Here is a 13,816-nt window from a genome sequence, read left to right as displayed (position 1 = left end):
CGGTCGGCGTGAGCGGTACGGCGGTCGGTGGGTAGCGGTACGGCGGGTCGGAGGGTAGCGGTACGGGCGGTGTCCGTGCGACGTCCGTGCCGAAAAGCCCTACGGCGTTGTCGGCCCCCCGTCGTACTCTTGGAATCGCGAGGCCGCCCTCAGCTACGCGGCCGTGACGAGGAGGAACCGCAGGCCTACAGCGCCGGCCCATGACTCAGACACCCACAGCTCGCACGCCTGCGCAGCCGCAGGCGAGAGCACAGTTCACCGTCCCCGCCCAGCACCCCATGGTGACCGTGCTGGGATCAGGCGACTCCCTGTTGCGCGTGATCGAGACGGCCTTCCCGGCGGCCGACATCCACGTCCGGGGCAACGAGATCAGCGCAGTCGGCGACCCGCGGGAAGTCGCCCTCATCCAGCGCTTGTTCGACGAGATGATGCTGGTGCTCCGCACCGGGCAGCCGATGACGGAGGACGCAGTGGAACGCTCGATCGCGATGTTGAGGGCGAGCGAGAACGGGACGAGCGACGGCCAGGAGACCCCGGCCGAGGTACTGACGCAGAACATCCTGTCCTCGCGAGGCCGCACGATCCGCCCCAAGACCCTCAACCAGAAGCGGTACGTCGACGCGATCGACAAGCACACGATCGTCTTCGGCATCGGCCCCGCCGGCACCGGCAAGACCTACCTGGCCATGGCCAAGGCGGTGCAGGCCCTGCAGTCCAAGCAGGTCAACCGCATCATCCTGACCCGCCCCGCGGTGGAGGCGGGCGAGCGCCTCGGCTTCCTGCCCGGCACGCTCTACGAGAAGATCGACCCGTATCTGCGCCCGCTGTACGACGCGCTGCACGACATGCTCGACCCCGACTCGATCCCCCGCCTGATGGCGGCGGGCACGATCGAGGTGGCGCCGCTGGCCTACATGCGTGGCCGTACGCTCAACGACGCCTTCATCATCCTGGACGAGGCCCAGAACACGAGCCCCGAGCAGATGAAGATGTTCCTCACCCGGCTCGGCTTCGAGTCGAAGATCGTGATCACGGGTGACGTGACGCAGGTGGACCTCCCGAACGGCACGAAGTCCGGGCTCCGCCAGGTGCAGGACATCCTGGAGGGGCTGGACGACGTCCACTTCTCCCGGCTGTCGTCCCAGGATGTCGTCCGGCACAAGCTGGTCGGCCGTATCGTCGACGCGTACGAGAAGTACGACAGCGAGAACGGTACGGAGAACGGCACCCACAAGGGCGGCCGTAACAAGCGGAAGTAGACAAGCCAGCACCATGTCGATCGACGTCAACAACGAGTCCGGAACCGAGGTCGACGAGCAGGCGATCCTCGACATCGCCCGTTACGCCCTCGCGCGGATGCGCATCCACCCGCTCTCCGAGCTCTCGGTGATCGCCGTGGACGCCGACGCCATGGAGCAGCTGCACATCCAGTGGATGGACCTGCCGGGGCCCACGGACGTCATGTCCTTCCCGATGGACGAACTGCGTCCGCCGTCGAAGGACGACGACGAGCCCCCGCAGGGCCTCCTCGGCGACATCGTGCTCTGCCCGGAGGTCGCCGAACGGCAGGGCGCGGAGGCGGCCACCCAGCACTCCATGGACGAGGAGCTCCAGCTGCTCACCGTCCACGGAGTGCTGCACCTGCTGGGCTACGACCACGAGGAGCCCGACGAGAAGGCCGAGATGTTCGGCCTCCAGGCCGCCATCGTGGACGGCTGGCGCGCGGAGAAGGGCCTGACCGGGCCGTCCCCGGCTCCGACCGTCTCATGAGCGCGCAACTCGTCCTCGGCGCGATCGCCCTGGTCGTGGTCGCGTGGCTCGCCGCCTGCGCGGAGGCGGGCCTCGCGCGCGTCTCCAGTTTCCGCGCCGAGGAGGCGGTCAAGTCCGGCCGCCGCGGCAGCGCGAAGCTGGCCCAGATCGCCGCCGACCCGACCCGCTACCTCAACGTGGCGCTGCTGGCCCGCGTCGCCTGCGAGATGGCGGCGGCCGCGCTGGTCACCTACGCCTGTCTGAAGGAGTTCGACGGCACGGCCGAGGCGCTCCTGGTGGCCATCGCGGTCATGGTCCTCGTGTCGTACGTCGCCGTCGGCGTCTCCCCGCGCACCATCGGCCGCCAGCACCCCCTGAACACGGCGACGGCGGCGGCGTACGTCCTGCTGCCGCTGGCGCGGATCATGGGCCCGATCCCCTCGCTGCTCATCCTCATCGGCAACGCGCTCACCCCCGGCAAGGGCTTCCGCCGGGGTCCGTTCGCCTCCGAGGCGGAGCTGCGGGCGCTGGTGGACCTGGCCGAGAAGGAGTCACTGATCGAGGACGACGAGCGCCGTATGGTGCACTCCGTCTTCGAACTGGGCGACACGCTCGTGCGGGAGGTGATGGTCCCGCGCACCGACCTCGTGGTCATCGAGCGCTACAAGACCATCCGCCAGGCCCTCACCCTGGCCCTGCGGTCCGGTTTCTCGCGCATCCCCGTCACGGGCGAGAGCGAGGACGACGTCGTCGGGATCGTGTATCTGAAGGACCTGGTCCGCAAGACGCACATCAGCCGGGACGCGGAGAGCGAGCTGGTGTCGACGGCCATGCGGCCGGCCGCGTTCGTGCCCGACACCAAGAACGCGGGCGACCTGCTGCGCGAGATGCAGCAGGACCGCAACCACGTCGCCGTCGTCATCGACGAGTACGGCGGCACGGCCGGCATCGTCACCATCGAGGACATCCTCGAGGAGATCGTCGGCGAGATCACCGACGAGTACGACCGTGAGATCCCGCCCGTGGTGGAGCTGGCCGACGACCGCTACCGGGTCACCGCCCGCCTCGACATCACCGACCTCGGCGAGCTGTACGGGCTGGAGGAGTACGACGACGAGGACGTGGAGACCGTCGGCGGACTGCTCGCGAAGGCGCTGGGCCGGGTCCCGATCGCCGGGGCGTCGGCCGCGGTGGAACTCCCCGACGGACGGGAACTGCGGCTGACCGCGGAGGCGTCCGCCGGCCGCCGGAACAAGATCGTGACGGTGCTGGTGGAGCCGGTCGGCCCGGCGGGTCCGGCGGACGACGAGGAGACGAAACCGGAGTGACCCCCAAGGAGCTGCGCGCCCTGTGCCTGTCCTTCGAAGCGGCCGTGGAGGACTTCCCGTTCAACCCGGAGACCTCCGTCTTCAAGGTCGCGGGCAAACTCTTCGCCCTGTCGGCCCTGGACGCGCGGCCCCTGACGGTCAACCTCAAGTGCGACCCCGACGACGCGGTCCGGCTGCGCGGCCTGCACCCCGGTCTGGTCGTCCCCGGCTATCACATGAACAAGCGCCACTGGAACACCGTGACGGCCGGCGGCGAGCTTCCCGACCGGCTGGTCCGCGAGCTCGTCGAGGACTCCTACGACCTGGTGGTGGCGGGGCTGCCGAGGGCGGAGCGGCTGCGGCTGGACCGGCCGTGACCTCCCCGGCCGGCGCCGTCACGTCAGCGCGCGCGGACCCTCGGCCGGGCCCCGCGCGGTTCTTCGTATGCTCGGGGCATGACTGACAGCAACGCGCTCGACCCCGAGGACCGCAAGATCGTCACCCTGGCCCGGTCCGCCCGCGCCCGCAACGGCGTGCCCGAGGGAGCGGCCGTACGGGACGAGACCGGACGTACGTACGTGGCCGGAACCGTCGCGCTCGACTCGCTGAAGCTGAGCGCCCTGCAGACGGCGGTGGCCATGGCGGTGGCGTCCGGCGCGAAGTCGCTGGAGGCGGCGGCCGTGGTGACCGAGGCGGAGTCCGCGTCCGCGGCGGACCGGGCGGCGGTCCGGGATCTGGGCGGACCGGCCACGCCGGTGCTGGTGGCCTCGCCGGACGGGACGGTCCGGGCGACGGTCACGGCGGGCTGAGGAGCAGTCCGGAATTCGTCCTTGCCCTTCCCTGTCTCTCGCGCATCAATGGAACCGGTGGTTCCGACGGTCCGTCAGATCCGACGCCGCGCAGTGTGTCCGCACCCACCTGCCCGGGACGGTCGCGTCGGAGCACCTCCCGTCCACCCCACAGGACATTCCCGGAACAGGGAAGGGACCAGGATCCACATGACAGGAAAGCGCATACGCACGGGTGCGGCACTCGCGGTCGGGGCCCTCGCGGTCACGGGGCTCGCGTTCGCGCCCACCGCCGCCGCCGTCACCCCGCAGACGGCGACGATCACCGCGAACTGCGGCTTCTTCGGCGGCGGGGCGGCGACGCTCACCGCCACCCAGAGCGGCACCGCCGCCACCATCACCCTGACGTCCTCCGCGATCAAGGCGCCGATCGGGATCGCGCAGGACTCGATCAGCACCGTCCTCACCCTGCGGGGCGGGGCGTCCGGCACCACCGCCTTCACCGGCGCGAGGAACCCGGCGATGGCCGCCGGGGACGACATCACCGTCGGCCCGCTCGACGGGACCGTGGCCTCCGGCGACAGCCTGGAGGCGTACGGGGGACAGGTCCGGATGACGATCTTCGGGATCACCGTCACCTGTACGGCGAGCGGCGCGCAGTCGCCGGGGCCGTTCGTCTTCGACTGAGCGCGAACCCGGCTCAGTGGCAGGGAAACTGATGGATCGTCAGTTTCCCTGCCGCATCTCCATTGACTTCTCACGTCGGCTGCACATCAATGGCCCCCTGTCGGCGCAGACGAGCCGCTGCGCCCGCATCCCTCAGAGGGGGCAAGCATGGGTCCGACACCCCGAAGATCCCGATGGCGCCGGTGGGCGTCGCTGCTCGGGGCGACCGCGCTCGCGGTCACCGCGGGGGGCGCACTGGCCTGTCCGGCCGGAGCCGCGTCCACGAACGTGGACTTCGCCACGCACTGCATCCCGCCCGCGATCGCGGGCATCCCGCCGATCGACGGCACCACCACCGCGAAGGTCGCGGTGGACAAGGCCAGCCCCAAGGTCGGCGACACCGTCACCGTGACCTACACGGTGGTCACACCCGCCGCGAGCAACCCCACCGATCTCGCCCTGCCGGCCGACATCATGACGCCGACCGGGAAGGTCACCCTGGGCGGGGCGCAGACGGGCAGCGTCACGGTCACGGGACCGAAGAAGAACGACCCGGTGCCGGGGCGGGGAGCCTTCCCGTCGTTCTCCATGACCGGCACGTTCACGGTCACCGCGGCCGGCGCGATCACGCTCTCGCCCGGCGACTACAACATCCACACCAGCTACATCCTGGAACTGGACACCCCCTGCACGGTCATCACCCCGCCCGCGCCGGTCTCCGAGACCGTCACCGCGACGGACGTGACCCAGCCCAACACCCGTTCCATCAGCCTGGGTTCGGCCTCCGGCAACCCCGGTGACAGCGTCACCGTCAACGGTGGCAACTTCACGCCGGGGGCGACCGTCACCCTGGCCGGCCGGGCCGGAAGCGCCCAGACCGCGGACACCGCGACCGTGACCGCCGACGCCCAGGGCGCCTTCAGCGGCTCACTCGTCGTCCACGACAAGACGACCACCGGGGTCGTCGCGTACGAGGGCGGCGCGTGGAATCCGGACAAGGGCGCCGGGCCCGCCGCCTATGTCGTCATCGACGACACCCCCGTACCCGAGGGCAGTCAGAAGCTGACCGCCACCGTGAACGCGGGCACGCTGTCCATGTCCCAGGCCGGGGACGCCGTGCAGCTGACGGCGGTCGACTTCGGCAAGGGCGGGGCCTCGACCGGGTCCCTGCGGACGGTGACCGTCAAGGACTTCCGCGGCGGCCCCGCGGGCTGGTCCCTGACCGGCAAGGTCACCGCCTTCACCGGTCCCGGCGCCTCGATCGACGCCGGCAAGCTGAGCTGGACCCCCGCCTGCGCCACCAAGGCGGGCAGCCCGAGCACCTGCCAGGCCGGTTCGACGGGCACGGTGGGCGCCTCGGGAGCGACGCTGGCCGGCACCCCCGACGGCACGCTCACCGGCGGCGAGTTCACCGTCGACGCACAACTGTCGTTGAACGTACCTGAGTTCACCCCGCCGGGCGCGTACTCCGGCATCCTCACGCTCACGCTCACCTGAGCCGCACACCCGCGGTGGCCGGGCGCCGCACCACAGGTCCGCACCCGCCCGTCCACCTGGGTCTCGTCACGTCCGTACGTCCGTGGGGAGTCCGCACTCATGCCCGCACCCGCCCCCTTCCTCTCCCGCCTCCCCGCCCCCTTCCTCTCCCGTCTCCGCGCCCCTCTCCTTCTGCTCCCCCTCCTGCTGGGCCTCTTCCTCGTCGGCCCCGCCGCGCCCGCGCAGGCCGCCGACAACGGCAGCTGGTCCGTCTACCCCGCCTCCTCGGCCGTCGCCGCGCGCCCCTACTTCTACCTCTCCGCCGACCCGGGCCAGACGATCGAGGACGAGGTGGTCGTCGCCAACAAGACCGGCGCGCCCCTGACCTTCCGCCTCTACGCGGCCGACGCCTACAACACCGCCCGGGACGGCGGGTTCGCCGTGCGGACGGTGAAGGAGACGATGCGGGGGGTCGGTGCCTGGGCGAAGCCGGCGCGCTCCCGGGTCACCGTCCCCGCCCACGCGGCGGTCACCGTCCCGGTCACGCTCCGGGTGCCGAAGGACGCCGAACCGGGCGACCACCCGGGGGCCGTCGTGGCGCTCGACGAGCGCGTCGACACCGGCGGCGGATCGGTCGCCGTCGGAGTGCAGCGGGCCGTCGGCGCCCGTGTCTACCTGCGGGTGAGCGGCCCCACGCTCCCCGCGATCTCCGTCGAGGACGTCCACGTCACGCATCACCAGCCGCTCGTGCCCGGCCTCGGGGACAGCACGGCGAGGATCTCCTACACCCTGCACAACACCGGCAACATCACCCTCGACCCGAAGGTGGAGCTGCGGGCGCGGGGCCTGTTCGGCCGTACGCTCCTGTCCCGCGCACTGACGAGGATCCCCGCCGAGCTGCTGCCCGGCCAGCGTGTCCGGCTCAGTGAGCCCTGGTCCGGGGCGCCGCAGCTGGACCGGGCCGACGTCACGCTGACGGCCAGCGCCCAGGGCACGCGGGAGTCGGCGGGCGCGTCGTTCCTGGCGCTGCCGTGGCTGCTGCTGGCGGTGGCCTCCGCCGTGGCGGTGGCGGGTGGAGTGCTGCTGGTCAGAGCGCGTCGGGGCCGCGCTCGTCGGTCCGTACCCGTACGACCGTCTCGACCGGCACCGACCACACCTTCCCGTCCCCGATCTTCCCCGTCCGCGCGGCGCTGACGATCGCGTCGATGACGGCGTCCGAGTCGGCGTCCTCCACCACGACCTCGATCCGGACCTTGGGCACGAGGTCGACCTGGTACTCGGCGCCGCGGTACACCTCGGTGTGGCCGCGCTGACGGCCGTAGCCGCTGGCCTCGGTGACGGTCAGACCGTGTACACCGAGCTCCTGGAGCGCGGTCTTGACCTCGTCGAGGCGGAACGGCTTGACGATCGCGGTGATGAGCTTCATGCCTGCGGCACGACCTTCTGGGCGGAGGGGACGGCGGGGCCGACCGGGGCGCCGTGGCCCGGGCCACGTGATCGTAAGCCGTCGCGACGCGCACCGTAAGGTCCCGGCCGGTGTGCTCGCGCCGGTCCCGCGCGCGCGACCGCGAAGGCCCGCCGAACCCCGCCGCCGGCGGCGATCCGCGCTGCGTGCAGCGGGGGCTCGTGGATCAGGGACAATGGGCGCCATGAGCGTTCGTACCGAGTCATCCGAACAGCCGGCCGAGGCCCCCCACCGCGCCGGCTTCGCCTGCTTCGTGGGCCGTCCCAACGCGGGCAAGTCCACCCTCACGAATGCTCTGGTCGGCCAGAAGGTGGCCATCACGGCGAACCAGCCGCAGACCACGCGGCACACCGTGCGGGGCATCGTGCACCGGCCCGACGCCCAGCTGATCCTGGTGGACACCCCCGGGCTGCACAAGCCGCGCACGCTGCTGGGCGAGCGGCTCAACGACGTCGTGCGCACGACGTGGGCCGAGGTCGACGTGATCGGCTTCTGTCTGCCGGCGAACGAGAAGCTCGGTCCTGGTGACCGCTTCATCGCGAAGGAACTGGCGTCGATCAAGAAGACGCCGAAGATCGCGATCGTCACGAAGACCGACCTGGTGGACGGCAAGACACTGGCCGAGCAGCTCATCGCGATCGACCAGCTCGGCGTGGAGCTCGGCTTCGAGTGGGCCGAGATCGTCCCGGTGTCGGCGGTCGCGGACCAGCAGGTCGACCTGCTCGCCGACCTCATCGTCCCGCTGCTGCCCGAGGGACCCGCGCTCTACCCCGAGGGCGACCTGACGGACGAGCCCGAGCAGGTGATGGTGGCGGAGCTGATCCGCGAGGCGGCGCTGGAAGGGGTGCGCGACGAGCTGCCGCACTCCATCGCGGTCGTGGTGGAGGAGATGCTCCCGCGCGAGGACCGCCCCGCCGACAAGCCGCTGCTCGACATCCACGCCTTCGTCTACATCGAGCGGCCCAGCCAGAAGGGGATCATCATCGGCCCCAAGGGCAAGCGGCTCAAGGAGGTCGGCATCAAGTCCCGCAAGCAGATCGAGGCACTGCTGGGCACGCCGGTCTTCCTGGACCTGCACGTGAAGGTCGCGAAGGACTGGCAGCGCGACCCGAGGCAGCTGCGCAAGCTCGGCTTCTGAGCCGGCGCTCCCCGGCTTCCGAGCCCGCGGACCCCGGCCGCTCCGTCCGCGGGCCCCGGCTTCTCCGTCCGCGGGCCCTGTTTTTCAGTCCACCCCCCGGATCCGCCCCACCAGCACCGCCCCGGCCAACCCGATCACCGCCGCCACCAGGTACAGAACCCGGTAGCCGCCGAGATACGTCACGATCGGCGCGGCCAGGGCGGGGGCGGCGACCTGGGGGAGGGCGTTGGCGATGTTGATCACGCCCAGGTCCTTGCCCCGGTTCAGGGCCTCGGGCAGCACGTCGGTCATCAGGGCGAAGTCGACGGAGGTGAACACGCCGAAGCCGATCCCCAGGACCGCCGCCGCGACGATCGCGCCCGCCCAGGTCTGCCAGCCGGCCAGCGCCGCCGTGGCCACCGCCATCAGCACGCCCGACCAGATGACGAAGGGCTTGCGGCGGCCGACCCGGTCCGACCAGACCCCGCCGACGACGACCGTCGCGAGGAGGGTCAGGGCGTTGACCGCCGTGAGGATCAGGACGCCCTGGTCGGGGTCGGGGTGGTGCAGACGGTCCCGCAGGTAGTAGAGCAGGTACAGCAGCACCAGCGCGTTGCTCAGATTGATCAGGAAGCGGGTCAGCCAGGCCCAGGCCAGGTCCGGATGGCGGCGCGGGCTCAGCCAGAAGCCGGCCAGGAAGGCGCGCGCGGACCAGGCCGGCCGCCGCGCGCGCGACAGACGCGGATCGTCGTGGCACAGGACGTACGGCAGGACGCCCACGGCGGTGAACACCGCGCACGCCGCGTAGCCCGCCCCGATGCCGCCCGCCGCCGTCGCCAGGCCGGTGCCGCCGACCACGCCCAGGATCTGGGCCGCGCCCAGCCAGCCGCCCACGGCGCCCCGTTGGGACCGCGGCACGTGGTCGGGGACCGCCGCCGTGATCGCCGCGAAGGCCGCGTTGAGGGTCAGCTGGACCAGACACCAGGCCGCCGTCATGGTCCACACGCCGTCCGCGCCCGCGAGCAGCAGCAACGACAGCGCGCCGCCCGCCGCGCCGGCCACGATCCACGGTGTACGGCGGCCCCGGCGGGCCGTGGTGCGGTCCGACAGGGCGCCGAACAGCGGGTTGGCGACCAGGGACACGACCGCGCCCACGCCGGTCACCCAGGCCAGCATCGCCTCCTTCGACAGGCCGGAGCCGGGCGCGAAGTCCTCGGTCTGGGAGGCCAGCAGGATCTGGAGCGGGCCGAACCAGCCGACCCAGATGGCCCCGTTGGCGAGCGCGAGGGCCGCGGTCCAGCCCCGGCCGACCCGTTCGACGGGCTCGGCGAGCGCCCGCGGGGGCCGGGTGTCCGTCATCTCTGGGCCCGCAGCACGTCCCGGAACCAGGCGTACGACGCCTTCGGGGTCCTCGCCAGGGTCCGGTAGTCGACGTGGACGAGACCGAAGCGGCGCGCGTAGCCCTCCGCCCACTCGAAGTTGTCCAGCAGCGACCACACGAAGTAGCCCCGCACGTCGACGCCCGCCTCCACCGCGCGGTGCAGCGCCCGCAGATGGCCGTCCAGGTAGGCGATGCGGTCCTGGTCGTCGAGGCCCTCGTAGGAGCAGCCGTTCTCGGTGATGACGACGGGCGGGAGCCGGTCGCCGTAGCGCTCGTGGAACGTGGTGAGTACTTCGGTGAGGCCCTCCGGCACCACCGGCCAGCCGAAGTCCGTCACCGGCGTGCCCTCGATCTCCTGCACGGAGAAGGGGAGTTCGGCCGGCATGACGACACCGCCGAACTCGATCTCCGCGCCCTGCGGGGCGCCCACCTTCGTCGGGGCGTAGTAGTTGACGCCGTACCAGTCGATGGGTTCCGCGATGACCTTCAGGTCCGACTCCACGTCACCCGGCATCAACTCGCCCAGCCCCTCGGGGTACTGGCCGAGCAGCAGCGGTTCCGCGAAGAGGCGGTTCAGCAGGACGTCGTAGAAGGCGGCGGCCTCCAGATCGGCCGGTTCCGGTGAGGCGGGCCAGACCGGGCCGTGCGAGTTGGCGATGCCGATGTCCGTGGCGCCGGCCGCCCGCAGCGCCCGTACGGCCAGCCCGTGGGCCAGCAGTTGGTGGTGGGCGACCGGCAGGGCGTCGAAGAGCAGCTTCCGGCCGGGGGCGTGGACGCCGAGGGCGTGTCCCAGCAGGGTGTGCTCCGCGGGCTCGTTCAGGGTGATCCACTTGCCGACGCGGTCGCCGAGCCGGTCGGCGACCCGTGCCACATGGTCGGCGAAGCGGGCCGCGGTGTCCCGGTCGAGCCAGTCCAGTCCGGCCGGGAGGTCCCAGTGGAAGAGGGTGGGCACGGGCCGGACGCCCGCCGCGCACAGCTCGTCCACCAGACGGTCGTAGAAGTCCAGGCCGCTGCCGTCGCCGAAGCGGACCCGCGGCCAGGAGACGGAGAAGCGGTACGCGTCCACGCCCAGGCCGGCGAGCAGGGCCACGTCCTCGCCGTAGCGGTGGTAGTGGTCGCAGGCCACCGCCGCCGTCGAGCCGTCCTTCACCCGCCCGGGCTCGGCCGTGAACGCGTCCCACACGGACGGCTCACGCTGGTCGGCCGCCCCTTCGATCTGATGGGCCGAGGTCGACACGCCCCACAGGAAGCCGGCCGGGAACTGGGGCATCGGATGCGCCGCGTCGCGCGATTCAGTCGCCATGGGCCGGATCATCCGTACCGTCGGTAACGGAAGTCAACGGGCAGGCGTGAACAAGCGGTTAGGCTCCCTCCTTCAGTACGCGGGAGACCAGCGTCCGCTGTTCCGCGGTCAGCCGGGGGTCGGCCGCGTACACCGTCCGGCCGTCGACCGTGATCTCGTAGCCGAAGCCGTCCGGTACCCCGGCCGGTGGCGTGCCCCGGCCCACGGCCAGTGCCTTCTCGGCCAGGGCCTGCCACTCGTGCGCGTCGGGCCGCCCCGAGGTGTCCACCTCGGCGTGCCGCTCGATGCCCGCGAATCCGCCCGTGCGCCTGATCTGAATACGCATGGGTCCGTGTCTAGTACGGAACTAGAGCGTGCGCACCCCCACCTGTTCCCAGGCCTTCAGCACCGCCTGGAGCTCCTCGCCCTCGCCGTACCGCGCCCGCGCGGCGGACACCGTGAGCGTGCCGAAGTCGGCGAACAGGGCGTCCTCCTTCAGTTCGCCGCCGGTCAGCACGTCGTACCAGACCTGGCCCGCCCGTTCCCAGGCGTGGCCGCCGAGGGCGGTGGCGGCGAGGTAGAAGGCGTGGTTGGGGATGCCGGAGTTGATGTGGACACCGCCGTTGTCGCGGCCGGTGCGCACGAAGTCGTCCATCGTCGCGGGCTGGGGGTCCTTGCCGAGGACGTCGTCGTCGTACGCCGTGCCCGGCTCCTTCATCGAGCGCAGCGCGGTGCCGGTGACCCGCGGGGCGAGCAGGCCCGCGCCGATCAGCCAGTCGGCCTCGGCGGCCGTCTGGCCGAGCGTGTACTGCTTGATGAGCGAGCCGAAGACGTCGGACAGCGACTCGTTGAGGGCGCCGGGCTGGCCGAAGTAGGTGAGGTTGGCCGTGTACTGCGTGACGCCGTGGGTGAGTTCGTGTCCGATGACGTCGATCGGGAGGGTGAAGTCGAGGAAGATCTCGCCGTCGCCGTCCCCGAACACCATCTGCTCGCCGTTCCAGAAGGCGTTGTTGTAGTCGCGGTCGTAGTGCACGGTCGCGTCCAGCGGCAGGCCGGCGCCGTCGATCGAGTCGCGCGCGTACGCGTTCAGGTACAGCTCGAAGGTGGCGCCCAGGCCCGCGTAGGCGCGGTTGACCGTGGCGTCCCTGGTCGGGTCGTCGCCCTCGCCGCGGACCTTCCTGCCGGGCAGGTCGGTGTGGTGGCGGGCGTCGTACAGGGTGCGCTGCGGCTTGTCGGGCGCGGTCGCCGGGGCGACCGCCGGGGCGCCCACGACGGTGGTCAGCCGGCGGTGGGTGCGCTCGAAGGCGTCGCGCTCCAGGGAGCGGCGGGCGGGACCGGACAGCGCGGGGTCCTCGTGCTGGGCGAGCTTGTCGAGGACGTGGGGCGGGACGATTGTGCAGAAGACGGGCTCGGAGCCCCCGTGTGTCGTCATGCCCGGCACCTTTGCACTGCGTTATGCCGCTGTCACTACCCGCAACCATGATTGGTGAAATACGGGGACAAAGGGTTCTGGTGAAGGTCACGGAGTGGTATGGAGCACTCTTTGTCTCTTTTGTTCGCTATGTTCCGCCGGTCCCGCATACTGGAACAGGCCCGCACATCAGGTGCGGCTCGGCTAGGCTGCGGAGCATCATGCGTTTCGGGCTGCTTCTCCTTAGCTGCCGCGGCGAGGGCCTGTAGTCGAGGCCGACCCCCTCCCCGCGGAGCTTGGCGTTGCGTCGTCGGCCGTCCTGTCGGACACCTTCTCGAGGAGCCCACGCAATCATGGCGAACCGTCAGCAGCCCAGTTCCCTGCCGACCCACAAGTACGGCCGTTACGAGCAGGTCGACATCCCTGACCGCACCTGGCCGGACCGGCGGATCACCGAGGCCCCCCGCTGGCTCTCCACCGACCTGCGCGACGGCAACCAGGCACTGATCGACCCGATGTCGCCCGAGCGCAAGCGCCGGATGTTCGACCAGCTGGTCAAGCTGGGCTACAAGGAGATCGAGGTCGGCTTCCCGGCCTCCGGACAGACCGACTTCGACTTCGTGCGCTCGATCATCGAGGAAGAGGGCGCGATCCCGGACGACGTGACGATCTCCGTACTGACCCAGGCCCGCGAGGACCTGATCGAGCGGACCGTGGAGTCGCTGAAGGGCGCCCGCCGCGCCACCGTCCACCTGTACAACGCCACCGCCCCGGTCTTCCGCCGGGTCGTCTTCCGCGGCTCCAGGGACGAGATCAAGCAGATCGCCGTCGACGGCACCCGTCTGGTCGTCGAGTACGCGGAGAAGCTGCTGGGCCCCGAGACAGAGTTCGGGTACCAGTACAGCCCCGAGATCTTCACCGACACCGAGCTGGACTTCGCCCTGGAGGTCTGCGAGGCGGTCATGGACGTCTGGCAGCCCGGACCGGGCCGCGAGATCATCCTGAACCTGCCCGCGACGGTCGAGCGTTCGACGCCCTCCACGCACGCGGACCGCTTCGAGTGGATGCACCGCAACCTCTCCCGCCGCGAGCACGTCTGCCTGTCCGTCCACCCGCACAACGACCGCGGTACGGCCGTCGCCGCGGCCGAGCTGGCGCTGATGGCCGGCGCCGA

The 13,816-nt window shown here is 71.3% G+C and carries 14 protein-coding genes and 1 pseudogene; 10 read left to right on the top strand and 5 right to left on the bottom strand.

The annotated features are described in order from the left end of the window. Positions 1-200 precede the first annotated feature (200 nt). The 8 genes from ACWCQK_RS07790 to ACWCQK_RS07755 all read left to right on the top strand — a co-directional run bounded on the left by ACWCQK_RS07790 (position 201) and on the right by ACWCQK_RS07755 (position 7,180). The gene (locus tag ACWCQK_RS07790) at positions 201-1,259 is read left to right on the top strand and encodes a PhoH family protein (protein ID WP_451153032.1); all 1,059 of its coding nucleotides are present in this window, start codon (positions 201-203) and stop codon (positions 1,257-1,259) included. 13 nt (positions 1,260-1,272) lie between these two features. Further along, the gene (gene ybeY, locus ACWCQK_RS07785; RefSeq protein ID WP_451153030.1) at positions 1,273-1,770 is read left to right on the top strand and encodes an rRNA maturation RNase YbeY; all 498 of its coding nucleotides are present in this window, start codon (positions 1,273-1,275) and stop codon (positions 1,768-1,770) included. After that, positions 1,767-3,077 carry a hemolysin family protein gene (locus ACWCQK_RS07780; protein WP_451153028.1) on the top strand — a complete coding sequence of 437 codons (1,311 nt, stop codon included), beginning with the start codon at positions 1,767-1,769 and terminating at the stop codon, positions 3,075-3,077. The genes ybeY and ACWCQK_RS07780 overlap by 4 nt, the downstream gene beginning before the upstream one ends. Next, the gene (locus tag ACWCQK_RS07775; RefSeq protein ID WP_451153026.1) at positions 3,074-3,433 is read left to right on the top strand and encodes an MmcQ/YjbR family DNA-binding protein; all 360 of its coding nucleotides are present in this window, start codon (positions 3,074-3,076) and stop codon (positions 3,431-3,433) included. Before ACWCQK_RS07780 ends, ACWCQK_RS07775 begins: the two co-directional genes overlap by 4 nt. Before the next feature lie 78 nt (positions 3,434-3,511). Then, on the top strand, positions 3,512-3,865 hold the full coding sequence (locus ACWCQK_RS07770; protein ID WP_451153024.1) for a cytidine deaminase: 354 nt from the start codon (positions 3,512-3,514) through the stop codon (positions 3,863-3,865). 189 nt (positions 3,866-4,054) lie between these two features. Then, on the top strand, positions 4,055-4,531 hold the full coding sequence (locus ACWCQK_RS07765; protein WP_451153022.1) for a hypothetical protein: 477 nt from the start codon (positions 4,055-4,057) through the stop codon (positions 4,529-4,531). A 147-nt stretch (positions 4,532-4,678) separates the two neighbouring features. Continuing rightward, the gene (locus ACWCQK_RS07760) at positions 4,679-6,007 is read left to right on the top strand and encodes a beta-xylosidase (protein ID WP_451153020.1); all 1,329 of its coding nucleotides are present in this window, start codon (positions 4,679-4,681) and stop codon (positions 6,005-6,007) included. A gap of 99 nt (positions 6,008-6,106) precedes the next feature. Continuing rightward, positions 6,107-7,180, top strand: coding sequence for a WxL protein peptidoglycan domain-containing protein (locus ACWCQK_RS07755; protein WP_451153018.1), 1,074 nt, complete (start codon positions 6,107-6,109; stop codon positions 7,178-7,180). Here the strand turns inward: ACWCQK_RS07755 and ACWCQK_RS07750 are convergent. Next, on the bottom strand, positions 7,074-7,412 hold the full coding sequence (locus ACWCQK_RS07750) for a P-II family nitrogen regulator (RefSeq protein ID WP_451153016.1): 339 nt from the start codon (positions 7,410-7,412) through the stop codon (positions 7,074-7,076). The genes ACWCQK_RS07755 and ACWCQK_RS07750 overlap by 107 nt on opposite strands. A 214-nt stretch (positions 7,413-7,626) precedes the next feature. Between ACWCQK_RS07750 and era the strand changes: the two genes are divergently transcribed. Continuing rightward, complete coding sequence (gene era / locus ACWCQK_RS07745; RefSeq protein WP_451153014.1) at positions 7,627-8,589, top strand: GTPase Era; 963 nt, start codon at positions 7,627-7,629, stop codon at positions 8,587-8,589. Between the two features lie 84 nt (positions 8,590-8,673). On the opposite strand, the gene ACWCQK_RS07740 is transcribed toward era, so the two are convergent. Genes ACWCQK_RS07740 through ACWCQK_RS07725 form a run of 4 tightly spaced genes read right to left on the bottom strand, consistent with a single transcriptional unit; the run spans position 8,674 to position 12,663 of the window. Continuing rightward, complete coding sequence (locus tag ACWCQK_RS07740; protein WP_451153012.1) at positions 8,674-9,927, bottom strand: MFS transporter; 1,254 nt, start codon at positions 9,925-9,927, stop codon at positions 8,674-8,676. Then, complete coding sequence (locus tag ACWCQK_RS07735) at positions 9,924-11,264, bottom strand: GH1 family beta-glucosidase (RefSeq protein ID WP_451153010.1); 1,341 nt, start codon at positions 11,262-11,264, stop codon at positions 9,924-9,926. Before ACWCQK_RS07735 ends, ACWCQK_RS07740 begins: the two co-directional genes overlap by 4 nt. Before the next feature lie 46 nt (positions 11,265-11,310). After that, positions 11,311-11,577, bottom strand: a complete 267-nt coding sequence (locus tag ACWCQK_RS07730; RefSeq protein WP_451153008.1) for a protealysin inhibitor emfourin — start codon at positions 11,575-11,577, stop codon at positions 11,311-11,313. Between the two features lie 21 nt (positions 11,578-11,598). Then, positions 11,599-12,663, bottom strand: a complete 1,065-nt coding sequence (locus ACWCQK_RS07725) for a M4 family metallopeptidase (RefSeq protein WP_451153006.1) — start codon at positions 12,661-12,663, stop codon at positions 11,599-11,601. A 332-nt stretch (positions 12,664-12,995) separates the two neighbouring features. Between ACWCQK_RS07725 and ACWCQK_RS07720 the strand changes: the two are divergent. Next, positions 12,996-13,816: pseudogene (locus ACWCQK_RS07720) on the top strand (2-isopropylmalate synthase); the annotation flags it as partial.

The sequence above is a fragment of the Streptomyces sp. NPDC002306 genome (assembly GCF_053593435.1).
This window is presented reverse-complemented; position numbering and strand designations above follow the sequence as displayed.

Coding starts and splice junctions, on each gene's coding strand:
- ACWCQK_RS07790 (WP_451153032.1), top strand. CDS start 201: ATGACTCAGACACCCACAGCTCGCACGCCTGCGCAGCCGCAGGCGAGA.
- ACWCQK_RS07740 (WP_451153012.1), bottom strand. CDS start 9,927: ATGACGGACACCCGGCCCCCGCGGGCGCTCGCCGAGCCCGTCGAACGG.
- ACWCQK_RS07750 (WP_451153016.1), bottom strand. CDS start 7,412: ATGAAGCTCATCACCGCGATCGTCAAGCCGTTCCGCCTCGACGAGGTC.
- ACWCQK_RS07770 (WP_451153024.1), top strand. CDS start 3,512: ATGACTGACAGCAACGCGCTCGACCCCGAGGACCGCAAGATCGTCACC.
- ACWCQK_RS07725 (WP_451153006.1), bottom strand. CDS start 12,663: ATGACGACACACGGGGGCTCCGAGCCCGTCTTCTGCACAATCGTCCCG.
- ACWCQK_RS07735 (WP_451153010.1), bottom strand. CDS start 11,264: ATGATCCGGCCCATGGCGACTGAATCGCGCGACGCGGCGCATCCGATG.
- era (WP_451153014.1), top strand. CDS start 7,627: ATGGGCGCCATGAGCGTTCGTACCGAGTCATCCGAACAGCCGGCCGAG.
- ACWCQK_RS07780 (WP_451153028.1), top strand. CDS start 1,767: ATGAGCGCGCAACTCGTCCTCGGCGCGATCGCCCTGGTCGTGGTCGCG.
- ACWCQK_RS07730 (WP_451153008.1), bottom strand. CDS start 11,577: ATGCGTATTCAGATCAGGCGCACGGGCGGATTCGCGGGCATCGAGCGG.
- ybeY (WP_451153030.1), top strand. CDS start 1,273: ATGTCGATCGACGTCAACAACGAGTCCGGAACCGAGGTCGACGAGCAG.
- ACWCQK_RS07755 (WP_451153018.1), top strand. CDS start 6,107: ATGCCCGCACCCGCCCCCTTCCTCTCCCGCCTCCCCGCCCCCTTCCTC.
- ACWCQK_RS07760 (WP_451153020.1), top strand. CDS start 4,679: ATGGGTCCGACACCCCGAAGATCCCGATGGCGCCGGTGGGCGTCGCTG.
- ACWCQK_RS07765 (WP_451153022.1), top strand. CDS start 4,055: ATGACAGGAAAGCGCATACGCACGGGTGCGGCACTCGCGGTCGGGGCC.